Source organism: Streptomyces melanogenes (assembly GCF_014649795.1).
Classification (GTDB): domain Bacteria; phylum Actinomycetota; class Actinomycetes; order Streptomycetales; family Streptomycetaceae; genus Streptomyces; species Streptomyces noboritoensis.
Genome location: NZ_BMTS01000006.1, coordinates 68900 through 94833, shown reverse-complemented (window position 1 = coordinate 94833; position 25934 = coordinate 68900). Strand labels below are relative to the sequence as shown.

At 73.5% G+C, this 25934-nt stretch carries 24 protein-coding genes; 2 read left to right on the top strand and 22 right to left on the bottom strand.

Translation table 11 applies throughout. The features are described from left to right. Window positions 1–14: 14 nt before the first annotated feature. The 12 genes from IE252_RS15060 to IE252_RS15005 all read right to left on the bottom strand — a co-directional run bounded on the left by IE252_RS15060 (window position 15) and on the right by IE252_RS15005 (window position 9860). The gene (locus tag IE252_RS15060; RefSeq protein WP_190090171.1) at window positions 15–701 is read right to left on the bottom strand and encodes a pilus assembly protein TadG-related protein; all 687 of its coding nucleotides are present in this window, start codon (window positions 699–701) and stop codon (window positions 15–17) included. Then, window positions 698–928 (bottom strand): hypothetical protein, encoded by a 231-nt coding sequence (locus IE252_RS15055; protein WP_067163534.1) that lies wholly within the window; start codon window positions 926–928, stop codon window positions 698–700. Before IE252_RS15055 ends, IE252_RS15060 begins: the two co-directional genes overlap by 4 nt. A 126-nt stretch (window positions 929–1054) precedes the next feature. Continuing rightward, entirely contained in the window at window positions 1055–1783 is a 729-nt protein-coding gene (locus IE252_RS15050; protein ID WP_229848368.1) for a response regulator transcription factor, read from the bottom strand. After that, window positions 1771–3024, bottom strand: a complete 1254-nt coding sequence (locus IE252_RS15045) for a DUF8745 domain-containing protein (protein WP_190089910.1) — start codon at window positions 3022–3024, stop codon at window positions 1771–1773. Before IE252_RS15045 ends, IE252_RS15050 begins: the two co-directional genes overlap by 13 nt. A gap of 11 nt (window positions 3025–3035) precedes the next feature. Next, the gene (locus IE252_RS15040) at window positions 3036–3923 is read right to left on the bottom strand and encodes a DUF5936 domain-containing protein (protein WP_190089909.1); all 888 of its coding nucleotides are present in this window, start codon (window positions 3921–3923) and stop codon (window positions 3036–3038) included. Between the two features lie 10 nt (window positions 3924–3933). Beyond that, the gene (locus IE252_RS15035) at window positions 3934–4872 is read right to left on the bottom strand and encodes a type II secretion system F family protein (protein WP_190089908.1); all 939 of its coding nucleotides are present in this window, start codon (window positions 4870–4872) and stop codon (window positions 3934–3936) included. 8 nt (window positions 4873–4880) lie between these two features. Then, window positions 4881–6218 (bottom strand): TadA family conjugal transfer-associated ATPase, encoded by a 1338-nt coding sequence (locus IE252_RS15030; protein WP_190089907.1) that lies wholly within the window; start codon window positions 6216–6218, stop codon window positions 4881–4883. 17 nt (window positions 6219–6235) lie between these two features. Next, window positions 6236–6613 carry a TadE/TadG family type IV pilus assembly protein gene (locus IE252_RS15025; protein ID WP_190089906.1) on the bottom strand — a complete coding sequence of 126 codons (378 nt, stop codon included), beginning with the start codon at window positions 6611–6613 and terminating at the stop codon, window positions 6236–6238. Then, a complete protein-coding gene (locus IE252_RS15020; RefSeq protein ID WP_190089905.1) occupies window positions 6610–6996 on the bottom strand; it encodes a TadE/TadG family type IV pilus assembly protein in 387 nt (128 codons plus the stop codon). Before IE252_RS15020 ends, IE252_RS15025 begins: the two co-directional genes overlap by 4 nt. After that, window positions 6993–8228 carry a CpaE/TadZ family protein gene (locus tag IE252_RS15015; protein ID WP_190089904.1) on the bottom strand — a complete coding sequence of 412 codons (1236 nt, stop codon included), beginning with the start codon at window positions 8226–8228 and terminating at the stop codon, window positions 6993–6995. Before IE252_RS15015 ends, IE252_RS15020 begins: the two co-directional genes overlap by 4 nt. Window positions 8229–8235: 7 nt before the next feature. Beyond that, window positions 8236–8940, bottom strand: a complete 705-nt coding sequence (cpaB, locus tag IE252_RS15010) for a Flp pilus assembly protein CpaB (RefSeq protein WP_190089903.1) — start codon at window positions 8938–8940, stop codon at window positions 8236–8238. Window positions 8941–9008: 68 nt separating this feature from the next. Next, the gene (locus tag IE252_RS15005; protein ID WP_190089902.1) at window positions 9009–9860 is read right to left on the bottom strand and encodes a hypothetical protein; all 852 of its coding nucleotides are present in this window, start codon (window positions 9858–9860) and stop codon (window positions 9009–9011) included. Window positions 9861–10121: 261 nt separating this feature from the next. Between IE252_RS15005 and IE252_RS15000 the strand changes: the two genes are divergently transcribed. Continuing rightward, a complete protein-coding gene (locus tag IE252_RS15000; protein ID WP_308434539.1) occupies window positions 10122–11813 on the top strand; it encodes a chitinase in 1692 nt (563 codons plus the stop codon). 50 nt (window positions 11814–11863) lie between these two features. On the opposite strand, the gene IE252_RS14995 is transcribed toward IE252_RS15000, so the two are convergent. From IE252_RS14995 to IE252_RS14970, 6 genes are all read right to left on the bottom strand, one after another. Continuing rightward, the gene (locus tag IE252_RS14995) at window positions 11864–12706 is read right to left on the bottom strand and encodes a S1 family peptidase (RefSeq protein ID WP_190089901.1); all 843 of its coding nucleotides are present in this window, start codon (window positions 12704–12706) and stop codon (window positions 11864–11866) included. Between the two features lie 147 nt (window positions 12707–12853). After that, entirely contained in the window at window positions 12854–14419 is a 1566-nt protein-coding gene (locus IE252_RS14990) for an AAA family ATPase (RefSeq protein WP_190089900.1), read from the bottom strand. Window positions 14420–14482: 63 nt separating this feature from the next. Then, complete coding sequence (locus IE252_RS14985; protein ID WP_229848438.1) at window positions 14483–15031, bottom strand: hypothetical protein; 549 nt, start codon at window positions 15029–15031, stop codon at window positions 14483–14485. A gap of 5 nt (window positions 15032–15036) precedes the next feature. Beyond that, a complete protein-coding gene (locus IE252_RS14980; protein ID WP_190089898.1) occupies window positions 15037–15225 on the bottom strand; it encodes a hypothetical protein in 189 nt (62 codons plus the stop codon). Further along, on the bottom strand, window positions 15222–16994 hold the full coding sequence (locus tag IE252_RS14975; RefSeq protein ID WP_190089897.1) for a hypothetical protein: 1773 nt from the start codon (window positions 16992–16994) through the stop codon (window positions 15222–15224). The genes IE252_RS14980 and IE252_RS14975 overlap by 4 nt, the downstream gene beginning before the upstream one ends. Window positions 16995–17055: 61 nt before the next feature. Beyond that, window positions 17056–17586 carry a hypothetical protein gene (locus IE252_RS14970; protein ID WP_190089896.1) on the bottom strand — a complete coding sequence of 177 codons (531 nt, stop codon included), beginning with the start codon at window positions 17584–17586 and terminating at the stop codon, window positions 17056–17058. A 158-nt stretch (window positions 17587–17744) separates the two neighbouring features. Between IE252_RS14970 and IE252_RS14965 the strand changes: the two genes are divergently transcribed. Beyond that, a complete protein-coding gene (locus IE252_RS14965; protein ID WP_190089895.1) occupies window positions 17745–19631 on the top strand; it encodes a caspase family protein in 1887 nt (628 codons plus the stop codon). Here IE252_RS14965 and IE252_RS14960 read toward each other — a convergent pair. The 4 genes from IE252_RS14960 to IE252_RS14945 are packed head-to-tail and all read right to left on the bottom strand — an operon-like array spanning window position 19612 to window position 25768. Next, window positions 19612–23328: a CHAT domain-containing protein gene (locus IE252_RS14960; protein WP_190089894.1), complete on the bottom strand. Its 3717-nt coding sequence runs from the start codon at window positions 23326–23328 to the stop codon at window positions 19612–19614. The genes IE252_RS14965 and IE252_RS14960 overlap by 20 nt on opposite strands. 17 nt (window positions 23329–23345) lie before the next feature. Continuing rightward, window positions 23346–23999 carry an RES family NAD+ phosphorylase gene (locus IE252_RS14955; RefSeq protein ID WP_190089893.1) on the bottom strand — a complete coding sequence of 218 codons (654 nt, stop codon included), beginning with the start codon at window positions 23997–23999 and terminating at the stop codon, window positions 23346–23348. 3 nt (window positions 24000–24002) lie between these two features. Further along, window positions 24003–24665, bottom strand: a complete 663-nt coding sequence (locus IE252_RS14950; protein ID WP_190089892.1) for a hypothetical protein — start codon at window positions 24663–24665, stop codon at window positions 24003–24005. After that, window positions 24662–25768 (bottom strand): macro domain-containing protein, encoded by a 1107-nt coding sequence (locus IE252_RS14945; RefSeq protein ID WP_190089891.1) that lies wholly within the window; start codon window positions 25766–25768, stop codon window positions 24662–24664. Before IE252_RS14945 ends, IE252_RS14950 begins: the two co-directional genes overlap by 4 nt. Window positions 25769–25934 lie beyond the last annotated feature (166 nt).

Genomic DNA, 25934 nt, shown 5'->3' with positions numbered 1-25934 from the left:
CGCACTTCATACGCTTACTTGTCGGCCAGATGGACGGAGAACAGGTCGGACGCCTTCGGCAGGAGGTCGAGGTGGCCGGGGTCGATCTCGAAGTCCCGCTTGTCGCAGACGAGTCGGTACGCCTTCTGCTCGCCTCCCGGGCCGCCGGGCCCCGGGGACTCGCTCGACGTCGGCCCCGGCTCGGGGGGCTCGGTGGTGGGCCCGCTCCCCGGCGCCTCTTTGAGGTGGCAGCGCGGGACGACCACGGCGGTCGCCTTCGCCTTGCCCTTGTGGTCCTGCGTGGCGGCGATGACCGAGTGGCCCGCCGTCCTGTTGGTCTGCACGGCCACCTGATAGGTGGGCTCGGGCCCGAAGGAGAGCTCGCAGGTGTCGGCCGTGGCGTCGTTGCGCGAGGCGAGGTCGTACGCCGCCGGGCAGGAGTCGTGCGGGAGCAGCCCGCCCCGATCGCCTTCGAGCAGCTTCTGCCAGCGCACGAGGTCGAAGGTGTCGAGCAGGCCGTTCCGCAGCTGGTCGCGGAAGTCCTGGGCCGCCGCGAGGGCCGCCGCGTCCGCGGCCGTCTGGGCCTCGTTGCGCTTCACCGCCGCCTGCCCGACCGCGAAGTACGCGAACGCGAGGAAGAGCAGGCCCGCCACCGCGGTGATGTAGACGGGGAAGGCCTGCCCCCGGTCGCCGGTGGGACGGCGGGACGCGGGTGGGGTCAGGGGTTGATCTTGTTGATCGCCGCCGTGATCTTCCCGGCGATCGTCGTGCCGAAATTCGTCTGCGTAAGCACCAGAATGATCGCCACCACCACGATGATGATCCCCATGTACTCGACCGCGCCCTGCCCCCGGTCCCCCCGCCGCCGCAGCGCCGTCGCCGTCGTGTTCAGCCAGCCGTGGACCCGGATCCTGGCGGCGGTCGCGGGCTTGAGGAGCTTGTCGTTCATGGTGGTCCCCTCCGGGGTCTACGGCGGTGCCGCGCTCGACAGCCGCACCGTACCCGGGCCCTCCGGTTCCGGCACAGGGCCCCAGGGCCCAATTCCGGGACCGGGAGGCGAGTCGACGTCGGAGGTTCATCGTCCCGCCACCCCCCGCGTGCCCAGCCACGTCGCCACCGCCTGGGTGCGGCTGTTGCTGTGTAGCTTCGCGAAGATGCGGTTGATGTGGTTCTTCACCGTCTTCTCGCTGATGAAGCAGGCGGCGGCGATCTGCTGATTGCTCATGCCCGCCGCGATCAGCTCCATCACCTCCACCTCCCTCCTGCTCAGCCGGTGCACCCCAAGTCCCTTGCCGAGGAGCGGAGTTCCCCTCCGGCGCCCCGGTGACGACTGTCCCACATCCGGTTGCATCCGCGAAGCCTCTTCGTTCGGATTTAATGAAATCGACCGGGGCATGACACCCGGAGGAGTGGCGGAACAGCCAAGGGGGCCCACTCCGCCCGACCCCACCTGCCGTACCGCGCCCACCAGTTGTTCCACCGTGAACTCGCCGTGGACCAGATAGCCGCGCGCACCGAGCCGCAGCGCCTCGCGTACGGTCTCGGGCTCGGCGCTGTACGTCAGCATCATCACCGGCGCCACCCGCACCAGGCGGGGCAGCGCCGCCAGACCGTCCACTCCGGGCATCCGCACATCGAGCAGGACCACGTCCGGCCGGTGCAGTAGCGCCGCCTCGTACGCCTCGCGGCCGTCCGCCGCCTCGGCGACCACCTCCGTGCCGCCGCGGCCGTCGAGCAGCGCGGTGAGCCCGGCCCGCACGACCGGGTTGTCGTCCGCCACCAGGACCCGGGTCACAGCGCACACCCCTCCCCCAGCGCCGCCAGCGGCAGGTCGAGGCGGACCTCCGTGCCCTTCGCCGCCTCGCCCCGGCCGATGCGGATGCGCGCGCCCAGGTCCGCCGCCCGCTCGACCATGCCGACCAGGCCGAAGTGGCCCGCCCGGCGCAGCCCGTCGAGCGTGGTGCCGGGGGGCAGGCCGCGCCCGTCGTCGTACACGCTGATGCGCAGCACGTCCCCGACCACGCCCGCCGACACGTCCACCCGGGCCGGGCCCGCGTGGCGGTGGGCGTTCTCCAGGGCCTCCGAGGCGATGGTGAGGAGCTGGCGGGCGACCGGGTGCGGGACCCGCATCGCATCGACCGACAGGGGGCGGTAGGTCACTCCCGGCTTCTCGCTCCGACCCGCGAAGTCCCGCACCCGCGCCGCCAGTTCCGCCAGCACGTCCACTCCCCCGTCCGGGCCCGGCTCGCGGCGCAGGTCGGCGAGGAGTTCGCGGGACTCGGCGGCGGCGCGGCGGGCCGAGCGGGCCACCAGGGTCGCGCCCCGGCGTACTGTCACCGGGTCGGAGCGGTCGGCCGAGGCGGCCAGGCCCTCGGCGGCCAGCGCCACGCCGTGCAGGGTCTTGGCGACCGAGTCGTGCAACTCCCTGGCCAGCCGCGCCCGTTCCTCCTCCACCGCCAGCCGCGCCCGGGCTTCGGTGAGCGCCCGCGAGGCCACCCCGAACCGCAGCAGCAGGCCCCGCAGCGCGACCCCGGCCGCGCCCGCCAGGACGCAGAAGCCGGGCAGCAGCAGGGCCGGGGCGACCGGCTGGGGGTGGTGGCGGCTCTGGGCCATGTACGCGAGCGCCAGGATCACGCACTGGAGCCCGGCGAAGATCCCCGCGCCCCGCCACCCGTACACCAGACCGGCGAGCAGCGGGGTGCAGACGACGACGTAGCCGAGCGGGGAGTCGGGGGTCGCGGTGAACAGCAGCAGCGCGCCGAACGCGGTGTCCACGCCGAGCAGCCACGGGTGGAGCAGCAGCGGGCCGAAGCGCTCCCAGTCGCGGTAGAGGGCGTACGAGCCCATGAAGGTGATCAGTACGGCCCCGGAGACCAGCCACGTGGCGATGCCCCGGGCCGAGTTGGCGAGGGCGAAGGGGGTGCCGAGCCCTATCATCGCGAGGCGGAACAGGAAGACCTGGCGGCAGAGCGCCTGGAGGGCGTTGAGCTGGAGGGAGACCTCGGGCTCGGGCGGCGGGCCGGACGGCTGCGGTGGCCTCGGCATGGTGGTCCCCCTCACTTCCCCGTGAGCGAGCCGATGTCGGCCTCGGATCCGAGCAGCATCGCGGACGCCATCAGGATCATGGTGGCGGGCACCATGAACGTGGTGACCATCAGCGTCGCCTTGGGGACCGCCTTGGCTGCCTTGCGGCGGGCGTTCTGGGCGTCGGTGCGGCGCATGTCGGTGGCGATCGCTATCAGCGTGTCCACGATGGGCGCACCCAGCTCCTCGCCCTGCTGGAGGGCGGTGACGAACATGGCGACCTGCTCGGAGTCGTTGCGCCGACGCAGGTCGTCGAAGGCCTGGCGGCGGCTGACCCCCATGTCCATCTGGCGCAGCGCGATCCGCACCTCGTCGGCCCAGGGGCCCTCGTACTTCTCCGCGACCCGCTCCAGGGCCTGGCGGAAGCCGAGACCGGCGGAGACCACCACGGCCAGCACGTCGAGGAAGTCCGGCAGGGTCCGCTCGATGTCGTCGCGGCGGCGGCGGACGGCCGCCCAGATGCCGACCTCGACCCAGTAGTACGCGAACGCGACCATCAGCAGGGCCAGCAGGTAGTTGCCGCCGGAGACCATGACCACCGCGCCGACCGCGCCGAGCGCCCCGTACACCGCGCGCCGGGCCGCGTAGCGGTCGATGGTCAGGCCGCCGGGGTTGCCCGCCATGTCGATCTTGCGGCGCTTCTCGCTGACGCGCTTGGGGCCCATCAGCCGCAGCACGAGCGGGGCGTAGCGGATGCCGAGGCGGTCGATGGCGCCGCCGGTGCGGGTGGTGCGGGTGGCGCCGACCTCCAGGGCGAGGGCCAGGTCGCCGGGGAGCTTGGCCTCGGCGCGGTACATCCGTACGCCCTCGAAGGCGCCCAGGACGCTGAGTCCGCCGATGAGTCCCAGGATCAGTTCCATGCCCGCCCCCTCAGACGTCGATCTTGGAGATACGGCGGATCGCGACGAACCCGAGCGCGTACAGCCCGAGCGCCACGACGACCGCGGCCTGGCCCAGGAACGTGCCGGTCATCTTGGCGAGCGAGCCCGGTGCGATCTGGTTGACGAGCAGCATGGCACCGACCCCGATCGCCGGCACCGCGTAAGCCGTGGTGTTCACCTGAGACAGCTGGGTGCGCACCTCGCGGCGGGTCTCCTTGCGCTCCTCCAGGGTGGTGGTGAGGTTGCGCAGCGAGTTGACGACCGCGCCGCCCGCCCGGTTGGAGAGGATCAGCGTCGAGACGAGGACGACCAGTTCGCGCGAGGGCAGCCGGTGGGCGAGCTCGCCGAGCGCGTCGTCGAGGGTGCGGCCGACGGCGAGCTGGTCGGCGACGGTCTTGAGCTCGTCGCCCGCCGGGGCCTCCAGCTCGTCGGCCGCCATGGCGATGGCGGTGCGCAGGGCGAGCCCGGCCTGGGTGGCGTTGGCGATCACCCGGGAGATCTCGGGGAGCTGGTTGATGAACGCTTCCGTACGCCGGGTGCGCTGCCAGTTCAGGAAGGTGTTGGCGGCCCAGAGACCGGCCAGCGCGGCGAGCGGGCCGAAGAAGGAGGCGAGCACCGAGGCGGCCACCACCCACAGGCCGACGACTCCGGCGAGTACGTAGACGAAGAACTCGCCCGGGGTGAGGTCCAGGCCGGTCACCGCGAGCTTGCGCTCGATGCGCTTGCCGACCGCGGTGCGGCGCAGCCTGCGGTCCACCCCGGCGAAAGGCCGCCGGCGCCCGGCGGGCAGCGGCTCCCCTGCGGTGGAGAGCCGTTCGACCAGGGCCCGGCGCTGGGCGCGACCGGTGGCGTACGCGTGCACACCGACGACCGCCGCCGTGCAGGCGAGCAGCGCGACCCCGGTCGTCAGCTGGGTGAGTGCGGACATGGGCGGTGCTACCTCGCCTCTCGGGTGGTGAGCTGTTCGTCGAAGGACGCGATGCCGTACGCCTGCGGGACGGGCTGGCCCGCGAGGTAGAGGCGCTCGGCGACGCGGCGCGGGAGCGGGAAGTGGCGGAACTCGCCGTGGACGCGGCCGTCGGCGGCCATCGGGCGGGGCTCGAACCGGGCGACGGTGGCGAGCCGGTAGGGGTCGCGGCCGTGCGAGTCGAGCAGGGCGATCTCGGTGACCCGGCGGGAGCCGTCGGCGTGCCGGGTGAGCTGGACCAGGACGTCGACGGCCGAGTTGATCTGGTCGTGCAGCGCCTCGAACGGGATCTTGATCTCGGACATGGAGGCCAGCGTCTGGAGGCGCATCAGGGCGTCCTCGGCGCTGTTGGCGTGGACCGTGGCGAGCGAGCCGTCGTGGCCGGTGGACATCGCCTGGAGCATGTCGAGGGACTCGCCGCCGCGCACCTCGCCGACCACGATCCGGTCGGGGCGCATGCGCAGCGAGTTGCGGACCAGGTCGCGGATGGAGACGTGGCCCTTGCCCTCGACGTTGGCCGGGCGGGCCTCCAGCCGGATCACATGGGTCTGCTGGAGCTGGAGTTCGGCGGAGTCCTCGATGGTGATGATGCGCTCGTGCTCGGGGATCAGCCCGGACAGCGCGTTGAGCAGGGTCGTCTTGCCGGTGCCGGTGGCGCCGGAGACGATCACGTTGAACTTCGCCTGGATCAGCCCGGCGAGCAGCATCAGCATGGGCTGGTCGAGCGAGCCGAAGGCGATCAGCTCGGGGAGCGTGAAGGAGCGCGGGAAGCGGCGGATGGTGAGGGTCGCGCCGGTCAGCGAGAGCGGCGGGATGATCACGTTGACGCGCTCGCCGGACGGTAGCCGGGCGTCCACCATCGGGTTGGACTCGTCGACCCGGCGGTTGACGGTCGACACGATCCGCTCGATGGTCTGCATCAGCTGCTCGTGCGAGGCGAACCGCATGGGCAGCCGCTCGACCCGCCCGCCGCGCTCCACATAGATCTGGTCGGGCCCGTTGACCATGATCTCGGTGACGGAGGCGTCCTCCAGGAGCGGTTCCAGTACGCCCAGGCCGAGCGCCTCGTCGACGACCCGGCGGATCAGCTGGGCGCGTTCGCCGGTGGACAGGACCGGGCCCTCGCGGCTGAGGATGTGGCCGAGGACGCGCTCCAGCCGCGCCCGGCGCTCGGCGGCGGCGAGCGAGGACATCTCGGCGAGGTCGATCTCCTCCAGGAGCTTGCCCCGGTAGGTGGCGACGAGATGCGCGTCGCCCTCGCCGCCCCGGGTCTCCTCGGGGGCGGTGATACGGGCCCGCAGGCTCATGTGGCGTGCCTCCTCGGTCAGTTGCTCTCGTCGCAGGGCATGGTGGCGCTCTTGTGGACCGGGCCGAAGTGGTCGATGCCGGGGAAGACGGACGGGATGGAGACGGTGACCGTGGCGGTCACCGTGGCCCCCGGGCAGCCCCCGACCCCGATGGCGGCGCGCTTGCCGACCCAGTCGCTCACCGCGGCCTTCCCGGCCTGGGCGGCTCCGTGCGCCCGTTCGGTCTGCGCGCCGGTACGGGCGGCGGCCCGGGCGGCCGTGCCCGCCTGCTGGGCGGCGTACGCGGCGAGGCCCAACTGGACGCCGGCGAGCGCGACCAGGAGCAGCAGCGGCAGGAAGCCGAGGTACTCGACGGCGGCCGAGCCCCGGTCGCCCCGGGGGCCACGGCGCCTCACGGCGTCTCCTCCCGCGCCGCCCCCGCCCGCCCGTGCACCGTGAACGGGAACGACAGCGCCCCCGGGAAGAGCACCGGCACCTTGATCGCGACGGTGGCCGTGAAGACGTCGGGGTCGCCGCCTCCGCCGCAGCCCGGGCCCACGTCCCAGCCGTCCGGGGCGGCCGCCCGCATCGCCGTCTCGCAGGCGCCGGGCCCCCCGTCCTTCGCCGCCCCCGCCCGCGCCCCCTCGTCCGCCACGTGTCCGGCGACGGTGTACGTGTAGCCGGTCAGGACCAGTTGCCAGATCGCGGCGAGGGTCACCAGGATGATCGGCACCATCCCGGTGAACTCCACGACGATCTGTCCCCGGTCCCGGTCGGCGCGCGTCCGTATGCCCCTCATCCGTGCCCCCGGCGCCGCAGCACGAGGGTGCCCCGGCCGCTCTTCTCCGGCGCCGGGCCCACCCCCTTGACCAGGCCGAGCTCGCCCGCGAGCGTCCACAGCGCCTGCTTGACCGTGGACTTGGCGTCCAGGTCGTGCAGACGGCCCGCGTCCACGACGGCCTGCAGCTCCTTGAAGTTGGCGGGGACGGAGGTGCGGGTGATCCGGGTGCCGGTGACCTTCTGGACGAGCGCGGGCTGGATCTCGGTGGCGCGGGTGTGCCGGTTGACCACGGTCGTGGTCTCCTCGGCCTTGCGGATCTGGAGGCGGTCCCACATCCGTACGATCCGCTTGGCGGCCCGTACCGACACCACGTCCGGGGTGGTGACCAGCAGGGCGGTGTCGGCGAGTTCGACGGCGGCGGCGTTGGCGCCGTTCATCTGGGTGCCGCAGTCCGCGATCACCACTTCGTAGCGGTGGCGCAGGGCGGAGAGGATCTGGCGGGCCGCGCGGTCGGTGACCTCCTCGGCCCGCTCGCCGTCGCCCGGGGCGAGCAGCAGGCCGACGCCGGTGGAGTGGGTGAACAGGGCGTCCTGGAGGACCCGGGGCGAGATGTCGGTGATGGTGGCGAGGTCGGCGATGGAGCGGCGGAACTGGACGTCGAGGTAGGAGGCCACGTCCCCGGCCTGGAGGTCCATGTCGACCAGGGCCGTGGTGCGGCCCGACGCCCGGGCGGCCAGCGCGAGGTGGACGGCGGTGACGGTGGCGCCGACCCCGCCCTTGGCGCCGGTGACGGTGACGACCGTGCCGCCGGGGCCGCTGGAGGCCTCGCCCCCGCCGCCGAGGTGGCGGCGGACCCCGACCGACCACTGGGCGGCCACCTGCACCCGGCTGACCAGCTCCTCGTAGTGCAGCGGCAGGGTGACCAGGCCGCGCGCGCCCGAATCCATGGCGGCGGCGAACAGGCCGGGGCCCGCGTCGGAGGTGATCAGGACGACGCCGACGGCGGGGAAGCGCAGGGCGACCTCGCGCACCAGGTCGAGCGCCGGCACCGGGCCGATCCGCTCGTGGACGAGGACGACCTCGGGCAGCTCGTCCAGGGACTCCCCGGCCAGCCGGGCCAGGGTGTCCAGGAGCTGGGTCGAGTCCGCGACGGGCGCGGCGGGTTCGGCGTCGGGGAGCTGGCTGAGCAGGGTGGTGACGGACCGGGCGGCGTCGGCGTCGGCGACGGCCGGGAGGATCCTGGTGGTCATCCGAACCTCACTGGTCCTTTTCGAGGCGGTACGTACGGTCGCCGGGCGGGACCGAGGGGTCGCTGCCGGGCGCGACGAGCGCGAGGCGCACGTGCTGGGCGAAGGACTCCGCGTACGCGACGCGCTGGGCGTCGAGGGTGCCCAGGGCGAAGGTGATCGGGACGGCCTCGGTGCTCTTGTTGCGGTCGTCGCGGCCGGGATCGAGAGGGGTGAGCTTGCCGACGTCGAGGACCTTGGCGCCCGCCACGATGATCTTCGACTGGGGGGTGTCGCCCTGCTTGGCGGCGGCGAAGGTGGCGAAGATGTTGACCGAGGAGCCGCGCTGGATCTTGCCCGCGACGCCGGTGGACGCGTCGATCATGATGGCGATCTCCTGCTGTCCGGGCCGCAGTTCGGGGCGTTGCGCGATCATGTCGGACTGGAGCAGCGAGCCCTTGGTGAGCTGGGTGACGGCGACCTTGCCGCGGATCGCGGAGAGGTCGGTGACGGCGTTGTCGGAGAGCCACCGTTTGGGCATGCTCGTCCGGCTGAACTGGTCGGCGCTCAGTTCCGTGTTGGGCTTGATGTCGCTGTTCACCCGGTACGCCGTCACCTCGGGGCCGACCTTCGAGTTGGCGTCGTGGATCACCGAGAGGACCCCGGCGAAGGCGCCGGCGGCGCACAGGACCGAGACCAGGAGAAGGATGACGCCACGGCGCTGACGGGAGTTCATTGACCGTACGACCTCGTTCGATGACGTGGGACTGAGCGGACAAGGCCACCGGGCGGGCTGCGCGGCGGCTAGCTGTACGTGCCTCCCGCGGGCAGCTGGAGCTCCGGGGCGGCGACGGGGGAGGCGCAGAACCCGCAGCGGTCGCCGATGAGTTCCATGCCGCACCACCGGCACGACTCCCGGCGCACGGACGCCACGAGCTGGTAGAGCACGGACAGGTCGGACAGATGGGCGGCGAACTCGGTGAGCTTGCCCGTCCCCCACCAGCCGGGCGAGTACCCCGGCAGCGGGGCTTCAAGGACCGCGCCGACCTGCCACCCGGTGGCGAGCGTGCCGGTGACCCACTCGGAGGGCGCCGCCGCGCTCGCCACCAGCAGATGGCAGGCGTAGTCGGGCCCCTCCAGGTCGCCCGCGCCGATCCTGACCAGCTGCGGGACCGGGTGGGCGAGCACCGCGAACTGGCTGCCGGGCAGCCAGGACTTGGCGTGCGTCTTGAGTCCGACGGGGACGCGGTCGAGCCGGGTGACCGAGTTCAGCACGGCTCCCGCGTGCACGTAGTGCGCGAGCAGGCGGGCGGCCGAGGCGAGCACACCGGGGCTGAAGTCGCACACCGACAGCTGGCACAGCTGGCGGGCGAGCACGGCGAGGCCCAGCGGCGGCAGCGGCGATCCGAGCAGCGCGATCCGGTCGCTCTCCAGGATCGAGCGGACCGTGTGCAGGCGCTGCTCGTGGGCGGCCGGGAGGGACTGGGGGTACAGGACGACGAGATGGCCGTGCGCGTCGAGCAGACGGTGCGCGTGGGCGAGGGCGTCGTCGAGCGGCTGGACGTCCGGGGACGAGAAGACCGCCGCCGGGGGCGTGTGTGGATCGGGTGCCGGTAACACCAGGTCCGGGCTGGTGACGGCTATCGCGGTTGGCACATCAAGTCCCCGTTCCCTCGGCCCGTGGCGGGCCCCCTCAGCCGTAAGTGATCACCGCACTTCCCTCCTGAAGCAGCACTGTATCCAGGAGATAGCTGCGGGTGAACAGTCTTCTCGTTTCTGTGATGCCACGAGGGGCGCCAGAGGTCTTGACAAGCCGATTGGTCTGGACCAGTTTGTACGCAGGTCTGGACCAGCTTGTCGCACAGCGCGCGCCCCACCTCCCCACCGACCTCCCAACTCCCCCACCGGAGGCAGCAAGTGAAACGAGCAGGCGGCAGAATCGGCGTGGCCGTGGCCGCGGCCGGCGCCCTGTCCATAGCCGGGCTCACCGGCACCGCCCACGCGGCGGACGTCAACAACGCCAAGAACGCGGGCTTCGAGTCGGGGCTCGCCAACTGGAGCTGTACGGCAGGGAGCGGCGCCGCCGTCTCCTCGCCGGTGCACGGCGGGTCCGCCGCCCTCAAGGCGACCCCCTCGGGCTCCGACACCGGCCAGTGCGTCCAGACGGTCGCCGTGAAGCCCAACTCGACGTACACGCTGAGCTCCTGGGTCCAGGGCTCGTACGTCTACCTCGGCGCCACCGGGACGGGCACCAGTGACGTCTCCACCTGGACGCCGGGCACCGGCGGCGGCTGGAACCAGCTCTCCACCACCTTCAAGACGGGCGCCTCCACCACGTCCGTGCAGGTCTACACGCACGGCTGGTACGGCCAGCCCGCCTACTACGCCGACGACATCTCGGTGTTCGGCCCGGACGGCGGCGGGGGCGGCGACCCGGCCCCGACGATCCCGGCGGCCCCGGGCGGCCTCGCGGTCGGCTCGGTGACGTCCTCGTCGGTGGACCTGTCCTGGGGCGCGGTCTCCAACGCGACCGGGTACAACGTCTACCGCGACGGCGCCAAGGTGCAGTCGGCGAGCGGGAGTTCGGCGACCGTGACCGGGCTGAGCGCGTCGACCGCGTACCAGTTCCAGGTGACGGCGACCAACGCGGCGGGCGAGTCCACGAAGTCGGCGGCGGTCACCGCCACCACTTCCGGCGGTGGCGGCAACCCGGGTGGCGGCACCGTGCCCAAGCACGCGGTGACCGGCTACTGGCAGAACTTCAACAACGGCGCGACCGTCCAGAAGATCAGCGACGTGCCCGCGAACTACGACATCATCGCGGTCTCCTTCGCGGACGCCACCGGCACGCCGGGCGGGGTGACCTTCAACCTCGACACCAACGGCCTCGGCGGCTACACCGTCGACCAGTTCAAGGCGGACATCGCCGCCAAGCACGCGGCGGGCAAGTCCGTCATCATCTCCATCGGCGGCCAGAACGGCACGGTGTCGGTCAACGACTCCACCTCGGCGGCGAACTTCGCCAACTCGGTCTACTCGCTGATGCAGACGTACGGCTTCGACGGCGTCGACATCGACCTGGAGAACGGCCTCAACTCCACCTATATGACGCAGGCGCTCAAGTCCCTCTCCTCGAAGGCGGGCAGCAAGCTCGTCATCACGATGGCGCCGCAGACGATCGACATGCAGTCGACGTCGAACGAGTACTTCAGGACGGCGCTCAACATCAAGGACATCCTGACCGTCGTCAACATGCAGTACTACAACAGCGGTTCGATGAACGGCTGCGACGGCAAGGTCTACTCGCAGGGCTCGGTCGACTTCCTGACCGCGCTCGCCTGCATCCAGCTCCAGGGCGGCCTGGACCCGTCCCAGGTGGGCCTCGGCCTGCCGGCCTCGACCAGCGGCGCGGGCAGCGGCTACGTCTCGCCGTCGGTGGTGAACGCGGCGCTCGACTGCCTCACCGCCGGGACCAACTGCGGCTCCTTCAAGCCGTCGAAGACGTACCCGGGCCTGCGCGGCGCGATGACCTGGTCGACCAACTGGGACGCCAAGTCGGGCAACGCCTGGTCGAACGCGGTGGGCCCGCACGTCCACGCGCTCCCGTAACCGGGAGGCTCCCCGCGCCCCCTTCGTCCGGGGCGCGGGGAGTTCCGCTGTTACGGCTTGGGCAGGGTGCAGCCGGGACGGTTCAGGTCGAACTTGTTGCCGGTGCCTATGCAGGGGACGATGATGTACGTCTCCTGGGCATAGTTGATCTTGTAGCGGACGGTGACCTTGCCGTTCTGGTCCACCTCGCACGGGTTGTTCTCGGTGCAGCGCTGCCCGTCCTCGTTGCCGGTGTTGTTCACCGCGACCACCTTGCCGGTGGCCGTGTCGATGACCGGGGAGCCCGAGGTGCCGCCTATGGTCTGGCAGGCGGAGGTGTAGCGGACCGAGTCCTTCCAGGTCCAGTCGCCCTCCTTGAGGCGGTAGGCGAACCCGTCGATGTTGCAGCTGTAGGTGCGCTTCCAGTACCCGGAGACCACCTTGATGGAGGTGCCCGCGACCGGGTGCTGGTCGTTCAGGGTGAGCGCGCCGATCCCGTACTGGCCCTGGATCTGCGCGTACGTCTTGTTCAGCTCGTAGACCGTGATGTCGGTGTCGGTCATCGTCGCGTACGAGACCTTGGTGGCCCGCAGCGTGCCGACCTTGCTCGCCGAGCCGTTGAGCAGCGAGAAGCTGCGCGTGGAGGGCTGGTCGGTGATGACCTCGCCGGCGGCCGGGAACCCGGTCTCCAGGCAGTGGCCGTTCGAGAGGATGAGAGCGGGGTCGTTCGGCTGGGAGCTGGGCGTGCGGATCAGCGACCCGGAACAGTTGCTGAGCGCGACCGTTCCGGCGAAGTCGACCGCCTTGACCGTCGCCTTGGCGCCGCTGTGGGTGTGCGGCGCCGCGACGACCGGTGCCGCGCCCGCTCCGACGAGCAGGAGCGCGAGCACCGCGCCGACGAGAGGCTTCTTCATGTGGGGGTTCCCCTCTGAAGGGATTCAGGAACGGGTTTTCCTGAAGTTGTCATGCGCATTGTTGGACGCGCCAACCCCCTTGGGCAACAGGCGAGTTCAGGTCAGTTCGATCAACCGCCTCCACGAATCCGGCCGCTCCCGCATGAATCAGTCCTCCATGAACACGATCCGCCGGGCCGGTCCCGGCACCCCCTGCGTAGTCGCCCCCGCCGTGCGTCCCGCCGCCACCGCGCGCTCGCGGCCCCACGCCCGGATCTCCTCGATCTGCTCGGGGTTGTTGCGGCTCAGCGGGATCGTGTTGGCGAAGGTGTCCATCACGAAGGACGGGCGCAGGGCCTCCGCGCCGCCGCCCAGGTAGACCTCCGCGCCCACGTCGTGCAGCGCGCCCTCGATGTCGGAGCCCGCGAAGCCCTCGGAGAGGTCGACGAGGCGGGCCAGCTGGTCGGGGTCGGGCTCGGCCTTCACATAGCGGCGGTAGTAGAGCTGGATGATCTCCTTGCGGTCCTGCGCGTCCGGCAGGTCCACGAAGAACAGCTCGTCGAAGCGGCCCTTGCGCAGCAGCTCGGGCGGCAGGCTGCGCACGTCGTTGGCGGTGGCGACGACGAAGGCGCGCGAGCGGGACTCCTGGAGCCAGAACAGGAACTGCCCGATGATCCGCTGCGGCACGCCCGTGCCGTCGTCCCGGCCCGCCAGGCCCTTCTCGATCTCGTCGATCCACAGCACGCAGGGCGCCACCCGGTCGGCGGTCTCCAGGGCCTCCCGGAAGCGGCCCTCGGACTCGCCGAGGTACTTGCCGTGGATGGCGCCCATGTCGAGCCGGTAGAGCGGCAGCTTCCACTCGGCGGCGATCGCCTTGGCGGAGAGCGACTTGCCGCAGCCGGGGACGCCGACGAGCAGCACCCCGCGCGGCGGCCGGATCTCGGTGTGGCGCAGGTCGGCCTGCATCAGCTGGTTCTTGCGGCGCAGCCAGTCGCGCAGGTTGGAGAGCCCGCCGACCGTGTAGTCGGCGTCCTTGAGCTGGACCTTCACCAGGCCGGTGAGATCGCTGAAGATGCGGTCCTTGGACTGGGCGAGCGCGGGCACGTCGTCCTTGTCGACCGAGCCCTTGGCGGCGACGGTCGCCATCAGGTTGACCGCCTCCGCCTCGGTGACCCCGAGCAGCGTCTCGGCGGCCCGGCGGGCGTCGTCCTCGCTCCAGGCGATCGGGATGATCCCCTGGTGGTCGGTGAGGAAGCCCGCGAGCACCCCGTACATCTCGTCCGCGTCCGGCAGGTCGAGCTGGAGGCTCATGCCGAGCCGCTGGAGGCCGCTCCACACCGGGGTGTCGGTGAGCAGGATGATCGAGCCGGAGTTGTTGCCCGCGAGCCGGGCGACCTCGGCGATGTGCCGGGTCAGCGGGGTGTCGCCCTCCAGGTCGTCCGGGTCGACCAGGACCAGCGTGGCGTTGGGGCGGGCGGCGAACTGGGACGCCGCGTACTCCATCGCCCCGGTGAGCGAGCGGTCCTCCTGGAGGGGCGCGTTGGTGCGCAGGTCGCGCAGGCCGGTGGCCCGGGTGTAGATCCAGAACGGCATGCCGCTGCGCCGGGGGTGCGTCGCCACCTCCCGCACCAGCCGCAGCGCCCGCTGCTGCTCGATGGTGCGCATCCCGATGACCGGCACCCGGGCGGAGATGTAGCTGTCGAGGTCGCGATGGCTTTCGGCGTAGTTGGGCATGCGGGGGCTTCTCCGGTCGGATCGGTTGCGTACGTACGTGTGCGGGCGGTCGTCGTCGGCCGCTCAGTCCGTGACGATGCGGCGGCGCGGTGTCGCCGTCGGGTCGTACGCCCAGGGCTGCGGGGCCTCGGGCGCGCCGGGCGCGGCGCCGCCCGTGAGCGGGTTGTCGCGCAGGGTGCGGCGGCGCGCCTCGATCCAGCGCGGGTCCGCCCCGGTGCGCCCGAGGCGGTCGAGCTGGGTCTCCAACTGCCGCTGGAGGTCGGCGATCTGGCCGTCGACCAGCTTGATCAGCCGGGTGCGCAGCTCGGGCGTGAGCGAGGGGTGCCCGGCCAGGGCGCGCACCGCGTGCAGCCCCGACCGGGCCTGGACGAGCGCGCGGGCGGCCGCGAACTCGTCCTGCTCGGCGTTGAGCGCCCGGGTCAGGTCGTCCGCCCAGCCCTGGAGGCGGGTGGAGAGCGCCCGGGTGAGCTGGTCGGTGAGTCGCACCCAGGTGTCCTGGTGGTAGTCGCCCCGCTCCAGCGCGGGCAGCGCGCGCCCGTCGACCTGCTCGCCGCGCGACCAGCGGGCCAGGTGGTCCGTCCACGTCTGGTAGGTGCCGCCGTGCCCCCACATGGTGCTCACAGCCCTCCGGGGTCGCGGCGGCGGCGCACCAGGGTCTCGCCGGGCGGCAGCGGGGACCAGTCGGGCAGGCCCTCGACGATCCGGCGCAGCCGGGTGGTGACGCGCTCGCCGGGCTTGGCGGCGGTGGCCGCCCACGGCGAGGGCGCGGGGCGGTCCGGCGGCGGGGGCTGGTGCGGGACGGTCATGCGTTGCTGCCTTCCTTGCGGACGGTACGGCCGTCGAAGGGGGAGGCGCCGTCGAGGGCGGCCCCCAGCGAGTCGATCAGTTCGCGCAGCCGCGGCTCCACGGCGTCGGCGGTGCGGTAGGACTCGTACCAGTCGGTCAACTCGGCCGATCCGGCGCGCAGTTGGTGCAGAGCGTCGCGCCTGGACTGGTCGAGGAGGGTCTTCGCGGCGTTCTCGACCTTGCGGGCGGCGCTGAGGCCCTGGTGGATCACCAGGCCCCACACGGCGCCCGTGATCGCCATGAGCGTGAGCGTGACGCCCGCGCTGATCCCGAAGCCGATCACCAGGATCCCCAGCAGCACCAGGGCCAGCGGGGTCACCTTGCGGGCCAGCGGATAGGCGAACGAGGCGAGGAACGTGCGCGCGTGGGTGTCCCAGTGCGCGGCGAGCTGCTGCTCCAGGCCCGGCAGCGGCTGGGTGTACGAGCCGGTCCACGGCGGCAGCTGGAAGGTGCGCCCGGCGATCGGGTACGCGCCACCGAACCGCGCCTGCACGTCCTGCGGCACGGCCCCCCGGTAGTCCGCCGAGAACTGCTGGTGGGCGTGGCGGAACCACTCCCGGCAGGCGGCGACCGCGAGCCGCTGGGTGGCGACCGAGGTGCCGATGGCCTCGGGGCTGAGCGCGGCCGTGGTCTGCACGGTCAGATAGTCCAGCGTCTCCTCGTACGCGGCGGAGTCCGTGTCGAGGGCGCCCTTCGCGGCGGTGAGGTCGCCGCCGTGGTCGATGACCGCGTGGTTGAAGGCGAGGTCGCGCCGCAGCGGCAGCTCCTCGTTGTCGTACTCGGACACGAGCCGGTCGAGGATGTCGTCGACGGCGTCCTCGATCCGGTCCGAGGTGGTGAACTCCCGCTCCAGGAGCGCCCGGTACTTGTCGTGCGCCACCCGCTGGACGCGGGCCGACGACAGGACTCCGGCGAGCTGCGGGCCCTGCGGGGAGACCTGGGCGAGCACCGGGTACTCGTCCTGCGGGGCGGCCGGGCGCAGCGAGTCGAGCTCGGCGCGCCAGCGGGTGATCTGGGCCCGCTGGGCCGCGTCGTCGTATCGCATCGTCTCGCGCCAGCCGTCGAGCGTGGTGCGCAGCAGCTCGCGGCCCGCCGCGCCGAACGCGCCCTGCGAGATGGACTCCAGGATGACCGCGAACTCCCGGCCGAGGTGCGCCGGGTCCTGGGCGAGCAGATAGTGGCGCAGCCAGCGCACCGACTCGTCCCGGCGGTTCTGGCGGCGCAGCACCAGGGCGAAGAAGAGCGAGGTGCGGTGGGAGGAGCGGCGGAACGCCTCCTCCACGGCGCGCCCGCAAAGACCCGGGTCGTCGGCCGACCAGGCCGCCAGCGCGACCAGGGCCGGGGCGAGCCAGTACCGGGGCGTCTGGATCATCAGCTGCTCGCTGACCGCGCGCACGGTCTCCTCGGAGACCAGGCCCACGTCGAACGCCTGGAGCATGCCGACGGCGGTGCGGCGCACCACCTTGTGGTGCCCGAACTCGTGGTCGACCTGGTCCTGGATGACGCCGACGCGGGTCTCCGCGCGCTGGACGTTCGCGGTGAGCTGGGCCTGCTGGACGAAGGCGCGGAACTCGTCGCGCAGCTCCTGGAGTTCGGTGCGGGTGAGCTGCTGGTTGGCGTCGACGGCGGCCACCTGGCCGCCCACGGCTCCCACCTGCTCGCTGAGCCGGACGACGAGGCCGCTGACTTCCTGCACCTTCCTGTGCAGGGAGTAGTCGACGTCAGCCATGCGGTGTCTCCGATCGGGGTGCGTCAGATGTACGTGTACGGATGCGCGTCCGCGGGGGTGCTCACGGGTGGACGACCGAGCCGTCCGGCAGCACGGGCAGCACGAGCCCGTCCCCGTACACCTCTACGCAGACGTACGAGCCGGAGCGGGCCAGCATCCGGCCCGCGCCGAAGGGCTCGGGCATGGGGGTGCCGGGCGCGTAGTGCTCCACGATCGCTCCGGCGAGGTCGAGGATGTGGTCCACGAAGGGGGCGCCGAGGTAGCACTTGGTGACGAACCCGACGGGGATCGCGGTGTGCTGGACCTCGTACTCCTCGCGGATCCAGTCCGCGAGCTGTCTGCGCGCGGCCTCGTCGACCTGGGCGTCCAGGCGCGACAGCGCCTCCCGCAGGTCCGCCGAGCGGTCCCCGTACAGCGCGTGGCGCAGGGGCGGGGCGGTGGCGCCCCGGCGCTGCGAGGTCCGCTCCTGCTGCTGCGGCGCGGGCTGCCACGGCTGGTGGCCGGTCCGTGCCGTCCCGGACTGCTGGAGCGGCTGGACGGGTGCGGTCGCGGGCGGCTGCACCACGCGGCGGGGTCGTTCGATGGGTCCCATGGTTCCCCCGGAGATCATGGGTCGTGCGGGCGGACTCAGGCAGACTAGTGAGTCGGCGTCAATCGTGTGTGCCGGAACGGGAATTGTGGCCCCGGCGCCCGGACGGCGACCGGGGTACGACCTGTTTCCGGCCAGGTTCTGCTGCCAGACTCCCGCCCATGCGAATGATCTACGCCCTGCTCGTCGGCATCGACGCCTACCGCGGCCCTCGGCACGCCCGCCTCTCGGGCTGTGTGAACGACGTCCTGGCGGCCCGCCGGTCCCTCGAACACCGCGTCGGCGACCGGCTGTCGGTCCGTACGCTGCTCGACGGCGAGGCCACCGTCGCCGCCGTCGAGTCCGCGCTGCGCGACCACCTCGGGCAGGCCGGTCCCGACGACACGGCGCTGCTGTGGTTCTCCGGGCACGGCACCGAGCTCGTCCTGGGCACCATCGAGGAGCAGGTGGTGGAGGCGACCGGCCGCAGCCAGGCACTGGTCTGTGTGGACGGGCCGCTGCCCGACAAGCGCCTGGGCGCGCTCCTGGACGGGCTCGCGGCGGGCGGCGCGCATGTGGCGGCGGTGCTCGACTGCTGCTTCTCGGGCGGCGGCACCCGCGATCCGCGATTGGCCCCGCGCTCCACCCCGCCCGACCCGTCCTGGCTCGCGCCCGCCGCGCCCCGGGACACGGGCGGCCCCCAGCGCGCGTCCGGCCACGTCCTCCTCGCGGCCAGCCGCCTCAACCAGCTGTCGTTCGAGGCGGATTACGCGCCCGACAGTGCGTCCGGCGCTCCCGTCCGGCGCGGGGTCTTCACCCACGCGCTGCTCGACGCCCTGGGCGCGGCGGGCCCGGACACCACCTACCGGGAGCTGCTGGCCGCCGCGCACGCCGGGGTGCGGCGCACCGGGTTCGAGCAGCACCCGGTGCTGTTCCCGGCCGACGCGGGCGGCCTCGCGGACACCCCGTTCCTGGGCGGGGCGCCGCGCACACCGAGCCCGCACCTGCTGCGGTTCGGGGCGGACGGCTGGGAGGTGGACTGCGGGCGGGTCCACGGGCTGCCCGGCGGTCCCGGCACCGAGTTCACGGCGACCGGGCCGGGCGGCGGCCCGCTGGTGGCCCGTGCGGTGCTGGCGGACCGGACGCTGGTGGACCCCGACGGGTGGACGCCTGCGCCCGGGCGGGTGCATCCGGTGGCGCTGAGCGCGACGCCGTCGGCGTCGGCCGCTGTGACGGTCGACGGGCCGGAAGGTTTCGCCAAGTCGCTTGCGGACCAGCTCACTTCACCGGTCGTACGTCTGGTGACGGGCCCGGAAGCCGAGTCCGCCGGGCTGCTCCTGCGGGTCCAGGCGCACGGCGACGGGCAGGTGCGGGTGCTGCGGCGGGACGGCTCGCCGTTCGTGGCGCCGCTGCCGCTGTACGACCCGGCGGACACCGCCCGGGTCGCCGACTGCCTGACCCATCTGGCCCACTGGCACGGCATCCGCGACCTGGAGGCGCGCACCTCGCCGCTGCGGGGGCACATACGGGTGGAGGTCGTGCCGTGGGGCGACCAGGAGCCGCTGGTCCCGGACGGGAACGGCGAGATCGTCCGCGCCTACGACGGGCCGCAGGAGCCATGGGTCTCCATCCGGCTGCGCAACGTGGGCGACCGCCCGCTGTGGTGCGTCCTGCTCGACCTGAACGACCGGTACGCCATCGACTCCACCCTGTTCCCCGGCCACTTCATCGCCCCGGGCCACACCGGCCACGCCCTCGACGGCCAGCCCGTACGGCTGAGCCTGCCCGCGACCCGGGAGCCGCGCCCGGGGGCGTACGCGCGCGACTGGCTCAAGCTGATCGTGGCCGAGGGCGAGCTGAACACGGTGCCGTTCCGGCTGGGGGCGTGGGATCCGTACGGGCCGGGGGCGCGCGACGGCGCCGCCCCGGACGGTGTGCTGCGGCTGGCCGGGCCCGGGGGCCGGGACGTCGGGCCGGTCAGGGCGGTGGGGCCCGGCCAGTGGGCGACGCGGACGGTCGCGCTGCGGACGGTGGTGCCGGGGCCGGGGGTCACTGGCCGAGGTGCGTGAAGCCTGCCCAGGCGCTGAGGTCCGCCGGGTCGATGGCGCCGGCCCGGGCCGCGAGCAGCGGCGGCAGTTCGGGCGGGAGCTCGCGCGCCGGGTCCAGCATCCACAACTGGGCGCGGCGCAGGGCCCGTACGGGCGGCTCGTCCTCGCGGCGCAGGAAGTAGTGGGTCATGAACATCAGCACGGAGGTGGCGTCGTCCGGGACCGGCCAGAGCGAGCCGACGACCGAGCGGGCGCCCGCCACCAGAAAGGCGGCGGCCAGGCTGTAGGCCTCGTTGTGGCCGCGCCCGGAGACATGGCTGCGGCAGGCGGCGAGCACGACGAGGCCGAGCCGGCCGCGCAGGGTGGCGGTGAGGTGCTCGGCGGCCAGCTCGCCGCCCTTGAGGGAGAGGTAGGCGCTGCTGCCGCGGCTCTCCTCTACGGCGGCGTGGCAGGCCAAGTGCAGCACGGCCCCGCCGTCACCGCCCTCGCGCAGCCAGTGCGCGACCTCGTCCGGGGTGCCGTCGCCGGTGCGCAGCCCGAGGAAGCGCGCGTCCGGGTAGAACGCCCGGCACACCGCGTCGGCCTCCTCGCCCGCGTACCGCAGGTCGCCGGTGGGGTTGCCCACCACCAGGGCCGCACCGGTGTGCGGGGTGCGGGGGCGGGCGGCGACCTCGCAGAGCAGCCGGGCCGAGGCGGCGTACGAGATCTCCGCCTCCTCGATGGCGTGCCGCCGCGCCCCGTCCCCGTCGGGCGCCCACGCCGCGTGCCAGGGCACCAGGCCGAGCGCCCCCATCGGGACGAGGACGAGCCGGGGCACGCGGCCGGGCCGGTCGGGCACCACGAACAGGTCGAAGAGCGGGCGCACGGCGGCGTACCAGGCCCAGGAGCAGAGCCGGTCGAGCTGGTCGCGCAGCGGCCGCGCGGGTGCGGCCCCGCCCCAGCCCGGCACCGGTCCGACGTCGCGCCCGGTGGCGCGGGCCAGCGGCTCGTACTCCCGCAGCGGCCCGGCGTCCTCGGTGAGCCGGGGCAGCGGCACGTGGTGGACGTCGCCGCGCGAGGTGACCAGGACGGCGACGCCGCCGCCGTCCTCCGACTTGGGCACCAGATAGACCAGCGCGTCCTTGCCGAGCGCCTTGAGGGCGGCGCCGATCTCGCCGGGCGCGGGCGTGTCGAGGAGGCGGGCGGCGCCGGTGCCGGGCTCCCCCGGGCCGCCGTCGGCCGTCAGCGCCGAAAGGGCCCTGCGGCGCAGGGCGCTCGGCACCAGGTCGGCGCTCGCGCCCGTGGCACGCCACTCCCGGGCCAGCGCGTCGTGGCCGCCGTCCTCCAGGAGTTCGGGCACCGAGGAGGCGGTGGTGGCGGCGTGCAGGACCAGGCCCCGGCAGGAGTCGAGGGCCTGCACGGCCTCCTCGGGCACCCCGTCCGCCAGGCACCACGCCGCCACCTCCAGGGACATGGCCGTGGCCGTGCGCGCGGCCTCGGCGGCGTCGGCCGTGCCGGACTGGAGCAAGGCCGCCCAGGCGTGGCCGCGCAGCGCGTCCAGGCCGTAGCGGCGACCCGCCGCGCGGTCCCCGGTCCGGGCGCGCGTGCGGTACGCCCGGCCGAGCGCGAGCGCCGCCTGCGCCCACAGCCGGTGCCCGGGCCCGGCGGCCTGCCGGGTCGCCGCCTCCAGGAGGCCGATGCCCTTGGCGAGGAGTTCGGTGCGGCGGTACGGCAGCCGCTCCCCCGAGGCGAGCCCGCAGTACACGCTGCCCGCCGTGTGCGAGTAGCGCAGCCAGCTGTCGCTGCCCTCGTCACTGAGCGCGAGCCCCTCCTCGATCAGCGCAAGCGACTCCCGGATCCGCTCCACGTCACCGGTGAGCCCGGCCCGGCGGGCCCGCGCGATGCCGCCGTCGCCGAGCACCCAGGCCCGGTGGTCGCGGCTCAACCGGGCGGCGCCCCGGCGCAGTTCGGCGGCGGTGGGCCGGCCGGCGAGCGGGGGCGCGGGCGGGGCGCCGAGCCGCTCGGCGAGCTCGTCGCGGGCCGAGCGGGCGTTCTCCAGCAAGGTCCACAGCTCGATGCGGGAGGTGTCGTCCTCGGCGAGCGTGCCGATGGCCGCGTGAAGGGCCGCGATATGCCCGTCGGTGGCGGCCAGGTCGCCGCTGCGGGCCGCCTGCGCCGCGTCGTAGCCGGACTGCTGGGCGTCCATCAACCGGCGTGCGTACGGCGGTAGTTCCGGGTTCTCGCGCAGCTGCCGCCAGGCCTGCGCGCCCGCCGCCATGTCGTCGGCGGTGCCGCTCATCTGACCCCGGTGCACGGTCGCCATCATCCGCACCAGGCCCAGGTCGGCGCCGACGCCGGGGCCCTCGTCGGCGCTGTCGAAGTGGGCGAGGACCTCGTCGAGGCGGGCCCCGGCCCCGGCCGCCAGCTCCTCGGTGAGCAGCGCGCCGCCCGCCACGGCGTGGGCCCGGCGCCGCCAGTCGGGGTCGTCGTCGGGGCCCGGCCGCAGCACGGCCCGGGTCAGCGCGTCCCGCTGCTCCTTGGTGACCTGGTCGCCGTGCGGGTCGAACATCGGCAGGTGCGCGAGGAGGGCGGCCGCGCCCCGGGTGTGCTCGACGCTGCCGGGCTCCAGCTCGCTCCACTTGGCGAAGACGTGGTCGAAGCCGTGCTTGGCGCGGTCCGGCGAGGCGGCGTCGTTGATCAGCGCGAAGTAGCCCTCCTCGCCGTAGTCCAGCTGGTAGGTGCCGTCCTGGACGCCGTCCATCATCGACCGGTAGACGCCCCGCACCTCCTCGAAGGAGACGTCCGGCCCCTCGCTGTCGTCCTCGAGCCCGTGCTCGGCGAGCATCTGGCGGGCCCAGCCGAGCATCAGGACGGCCATGTCCCGCAGCTCCTTCTCCGCGCCCTCCTCCCCGATCACCGCACGGGCGCCGAGCACCACGTCGTGCAGCCGCCCGGGGTCGGGGTCGTCGCGGTAGCGGGCCTGCTGGGCCACGCAGAGCAGGGTGGCGGTGGCCGCGAGCCGCCCGTCCCGCTCCGGCTCCCACTCCACGAGCCCGCGCCGCAGCAGCCGTACGCCACGGTCCTTGGCCGCCGCGTCCTGCCGGACGACCCCGCGCTCGTACAGCACCCGCCCGAAGAAGTCGAGGTACTGCGGCAGCAGCCGCTCTTCGACGCCCGGGTCTGCGGCGAAGAGGGTGCCCAGCTCGGCCTCGGCGGCGGCCGCCTGCGCCTCGTCCTGCCACATCGTCCAGATCAGCGCCCGGCACAGCACCAGCTTGTACTCGGCGTCCTCCACCCACGGCGGCCGCTCGCCGCCCGTCCGCCGCGCCTCGACGGCCGCCGTGTCGAACTCGGCGCGCGCCTCCTCCAGTTCGGCCCGGTTCCTGGTGGCCCGCCCGTGCAGCATCAGCGAGACGGCCCGGCTGTAGCGCACCAGCGGGAGGTCGCTGTCGGGGTGGGCGGCGTCGAGCACGGCCGCGTAGTGCCGGGCCGAGAGCAGCAGGTCCTCGCCCTCGTCGGTGAGCAGCGCCCGCTGCTGGCACAGGAACCCGAGCCCCTCGTGCACTTCGGCCGCCTCGGGGGCGTCGTCCGCGAGCGCGTCGAGCACGGCCTCGTGGTGGCGTACGGACGGGTCGAGCAGGGCGAGCCGCTCCTCGTCCGTCCCGTCCGACTCGATGAACGCGGCGCGCTCGCCCCACAGTTCGTCCAATACAGCATTCAGCTCGTCGTTCTCGGGCACGCGGAGTCCGGATCTCATCAGGGCGCGAGGCGCGCGTGGTACGGCAGCAGGACGGAGTTCAGCCACTCCTCGCCCGCCGGGGTGGCGAACTCGACGGGGTCGTCGGCGGTGGCGGCGAGCGCGTCCGGCGGGCAGCGGTCGCCGAAGAGCACCACCGCCCGGTCGCCCGGCTCGCGCTTGGAGGCCCACAGGAAGCCCTGGGCCCACGGTTCGGTGTGGCGGCGGATCCAGTGCGCCCAGTCGCGGGTGTACGGATAGTCCCGCGACTCGGCCTGGACCAGCCAGCTGTCCTGGTGGACGGCGGCGAGCTCGTGCCCGGTCACCAGGGAGACCACGTCGAGCCCGGCGGTCAGCCGCAGCACGGTCAGCCGCCGCCCTTCCACCGCGACCTTGGGCACGAGCCGGGCGCCCCCGGCCGGGTCGAACGACAGCGAGTGCAGCAGCGTCTCGCTCACCGCCGAGTCGGGGCTGAGCCCGGCGTACAGATAGCCGTACGCGTCGCAGCCCGTCGAGTCGAACCGGCCGCCCCCGTAGAGACAGTGCGCCGGAACGGGGTTGAAGGAGTGCCCGGCCCGGCGCGAGGCGTGCACCCGGTAGAGCACGGTCCCGGCCGTCAGGGTCACCTTGGCCGGGGTCCCGGCCATCGCGGCGGGCGGCTGGTAGTTCGGCACGGGCTACTCCCCCTCGACGAGGTGGCGGGCGGTCGCGGCGAGCCGCCGGTCGTCGGGGGTGCCGAGCAGCCGTACGGGCTCGGTGCCCAGCCAGGCGTTCTCGGAGAGCCACCAGTCGGCGGCTCCCCACGGGTCGGTATCGGCCCGCAGCACCTCGTTGACCTCCAGGACGGTGAGCCAGGGCAGGGTGCCCTCGGAGAACTGGAAGGCGGGCAGCCGCAGCACCCCGCCCTCGCCGCGCAGCCGCACGAGCCCCGGTGCGTACGGGTCGCCGCCCGCGCGCAGCACGGTGTCGCCGTCCACGGCCGGGGCCGCGAGCAGCCGCTCCCGTACGGCGCCGAGCACCGGCCCGACCATCCGGTGGCCGTCGAGCAGCAGGACGGCGAGGTCCTCGGCGCGAAAGCCCAGATAGGTGGCGTCCAGTTCACCGGCGTCCGGCAGGAAGGCGGTGGGGGCGAACCGGCCGGGTCCGAACCGGTCGGGCAGCCGGGTGCGCAGCAGCTCCACGGCGCGTTCGGCGGTCCCGGCGGGATCGGCTTCGAGCCGGGCGGCGGCCCGTACGCGCGCGAGCAGCGAGGCCAGCTCCTCCCGTACGTCGGTGTCGAGCCGGGGCCCGACGGTGTCCCACTCGGCGGCGGCCGCCGCCAGCACGGCATAGGGATTCACGCGGTCTCCGCCCCCAGCAACTGCTCGATCAGATCGGCGCGTTCGGCGCGCCGCACCACGAAGTGCAGGTCCCAGCGGGCGCCCCGGGCCAGCTCCGCCTCGACGGCGGCCCACACGGCGGCGAGGCTCTCGGCCGGGGCGAGTCCGCCGCGCCCGGCGCCGAGCAGCGGCAGGCACAGGGAGGTCAGCGGCGGCCGGTGGCGCCCGGCCTCCTCGCCGAGCAGCGCGAACGCGCGGGCCACGGCGCGGGTGACGTCGGCGGGCAGCACGTCGTAGTCGTTGGTGCCGGCCCGGGGCACGGCGACGGCCGCGTGGTAGAGCCGCCGCACGCCCTGCCGCTCCAGGGCCCCGGCGCCGGTGACGGCGACCGTGCCGGGGGCGACGGGGCCGCCGGGCCTGCCGTGCCGGGCGACCCAGGCCCGTAACTCGTCGTGTATCCGGTCCTCGACGAGCCCGCCCGCCGCGTCGCGCAGGGCGCCCGCGCGGCGCAGCGAGGCGGCGACGGAGGACTTGTAGGCCTCGGGCAGCGCGAAGTACGTGTTGGAGGGCGAGACCACCACGTCGACGTCGCGGAGCAGGTCGGCGGGGTGGACGTGCACGGTGAGCCGCGCGGACCGGACCCGCAGCCGCCGGTGCGCGGGGGCGAGGCGGGGCGCGGCGCGGCGGATGCCGGGGAAGAGCACCACCGGGGCATCTCGTACGACCGTACGGCCCACCGGGGCCATGCGGACGATCTGTTCGGCGACCTCGCCGAGCACCATCAGCTCATGATGCTTGCGGAAGCGCTCGACGCTGATGCCGTAGACCTGCGCGGCGCGCTTGCGCCGGTCGGCGGCCGGCCAGTCGCGGGTGCCCTGGGCGAGCCCGAGGCTGTACTCGGCGGCCTCCTGGAGCGTGCCGCCGCCGATGCGGGAGACCGCGAGCCGCAGCAGCCGCTCGACGGCGGGGAAGTGCGGTGCCCCTGGGGCCGCCGCCTCCAGGCCGTCCGATATCTCGGCGAGCGCCGGTACCCGCAGCTCCCGCAGTCGGACGACCCCGGCCCGCCGCACTTCCCTCACCTCCGCGAGGACCGCCCCGTGGTCGGGCAGTTGAGTGTGCGGCATGGCGCAAAGAATCGCACCGCACGCGCAGGCATCACAACCCCGCTCCGGTCCTCGGGTTCCCATTGTCCGCCGGGGGCGGGTCGGACTCGGGTCGGTAGCGGGTCGCTTCCAGGTCGAAGTCACGGGATGCAAAAGGTTCTTGACGAGATATCACCTACACCCACCC

Excerpts from the sequence above, each read along its gene's own strand:
- IE252_RS14945 (WP_190089891.1), bottom strand. The coding sequence starts at position 25,768 with ATGCCGCACACTCAACTGCCCGACCACGGGGCGGTCCTCGCGGAGGTG.
- IE252_RS14995 (WP_190089901.1), bottom strand. The coding sequence starts at position 12,706 with ATGAAGAAGCCTCTCGTCGGCGCGGTGCTCGCGCTCCTGCTCGTCGGA.
- IE252_RS15045 (WP_190089910.1), bottom strand. The coding sequence starts at position 3,024 with ATGCCGAGGCCACCGCAGCCGTCCGGCCCGCCGCCCGAGCCCGAGGTC.
- IE252_RS14965 (WP_190089895.1), top strand. The coding sequence starts at position 17,745 with ATGCGAATGATCTACGCCCTGCTCGTCGGCATCGACGCCTACCGCGGC.
- IE252_RS14970 (WP_190089896.1), bottom strand. The coding sequence starts at position 17,586 with ATGGGACCCATCGAACGACCCCGCCGCGTGGTGCAGCCGCCCGCGACC.
- IE252_RS15040 (WP_190089909.1), bottom strand. The coding sequence starts at position 3,923 with ATGGAACTGATCCTGGGACTCATCGGCGGACTCAGCGTCCTGGGCGCC.
- IE252_RS15035 (WP_190089908.1), bottom strand. The coding sequence starts at position 4,872 with ATGTCCGCACTCACCCAGCTGACGACCGGGGTCGCGCTGCTCGCCTGC.
- IE252_RS15015 (WP_190089904.1), bottom strand. The coding sequence starts at position 8,228 with ATGACCACCAGGATCCTCCCGGCCGTCGCCGACGCCGACGCCGCCCGG.
- IE252_RS14990 (WP_190089900.1), bottom strand. The coding sequence starts at position 14,419 with ATGCCCAACTACGCCGAAAGCCATCGCGACCTCGACAGCTACATCTCC.
- cpaB (WP_190089903.1), bottom strand. The coding sequence starts at position 8,940 with ATGAACTCCCGTCAGCGCCGTGGCGTCATCCTTCTCCTGGTCTCGGTC.
- IE252_RS14980 (WP_190089898.1), bottom strand. The coding sequence starts at position 15,225 with ATGACCGTCCCGCACCAGCCCCCGCCGCCGGACCGCCCCGCGCCCTCG.
- IE252_RS15055 (WP_067163534.1), bottom strand. The coding sequence starts at position 928 with ATGAACGACAAGCTCCTCAAGCCCGCGACCGCCGCCAGGATCCGGGTC.
- IE252_RS15020 (WP_190089905.1), bottom strand. The coding sequence starts at position 6,996 with ATGAGGGGCATACGGACGCGCGCCGACCGGGACCGGGGACAGATCGTC.
- IE252_RS14975 (WP_190089897.1), bottom strand. The coding sequence starts at position 16,994 with ATGGCTGACGTCGACTACTCCCTGCACAGGAAGGTGCAGGAAGTCAGC.
- IE252_RS14985 (WP_229848438.1), bottom strand. The coding sequence starts at position 15,031 with ATGTGGGGGCACGGCGGCACCTACCAGACGTGGACGGACCACCTGGCC.
- IE252_RS15030 (WP_190089907.1), bottom strand. The coding sequence starts at position 6,218 with ATGAGCCTGCGGGCCCGTATCACCGCCCCCGAGGAGACCCGGGGCGGC.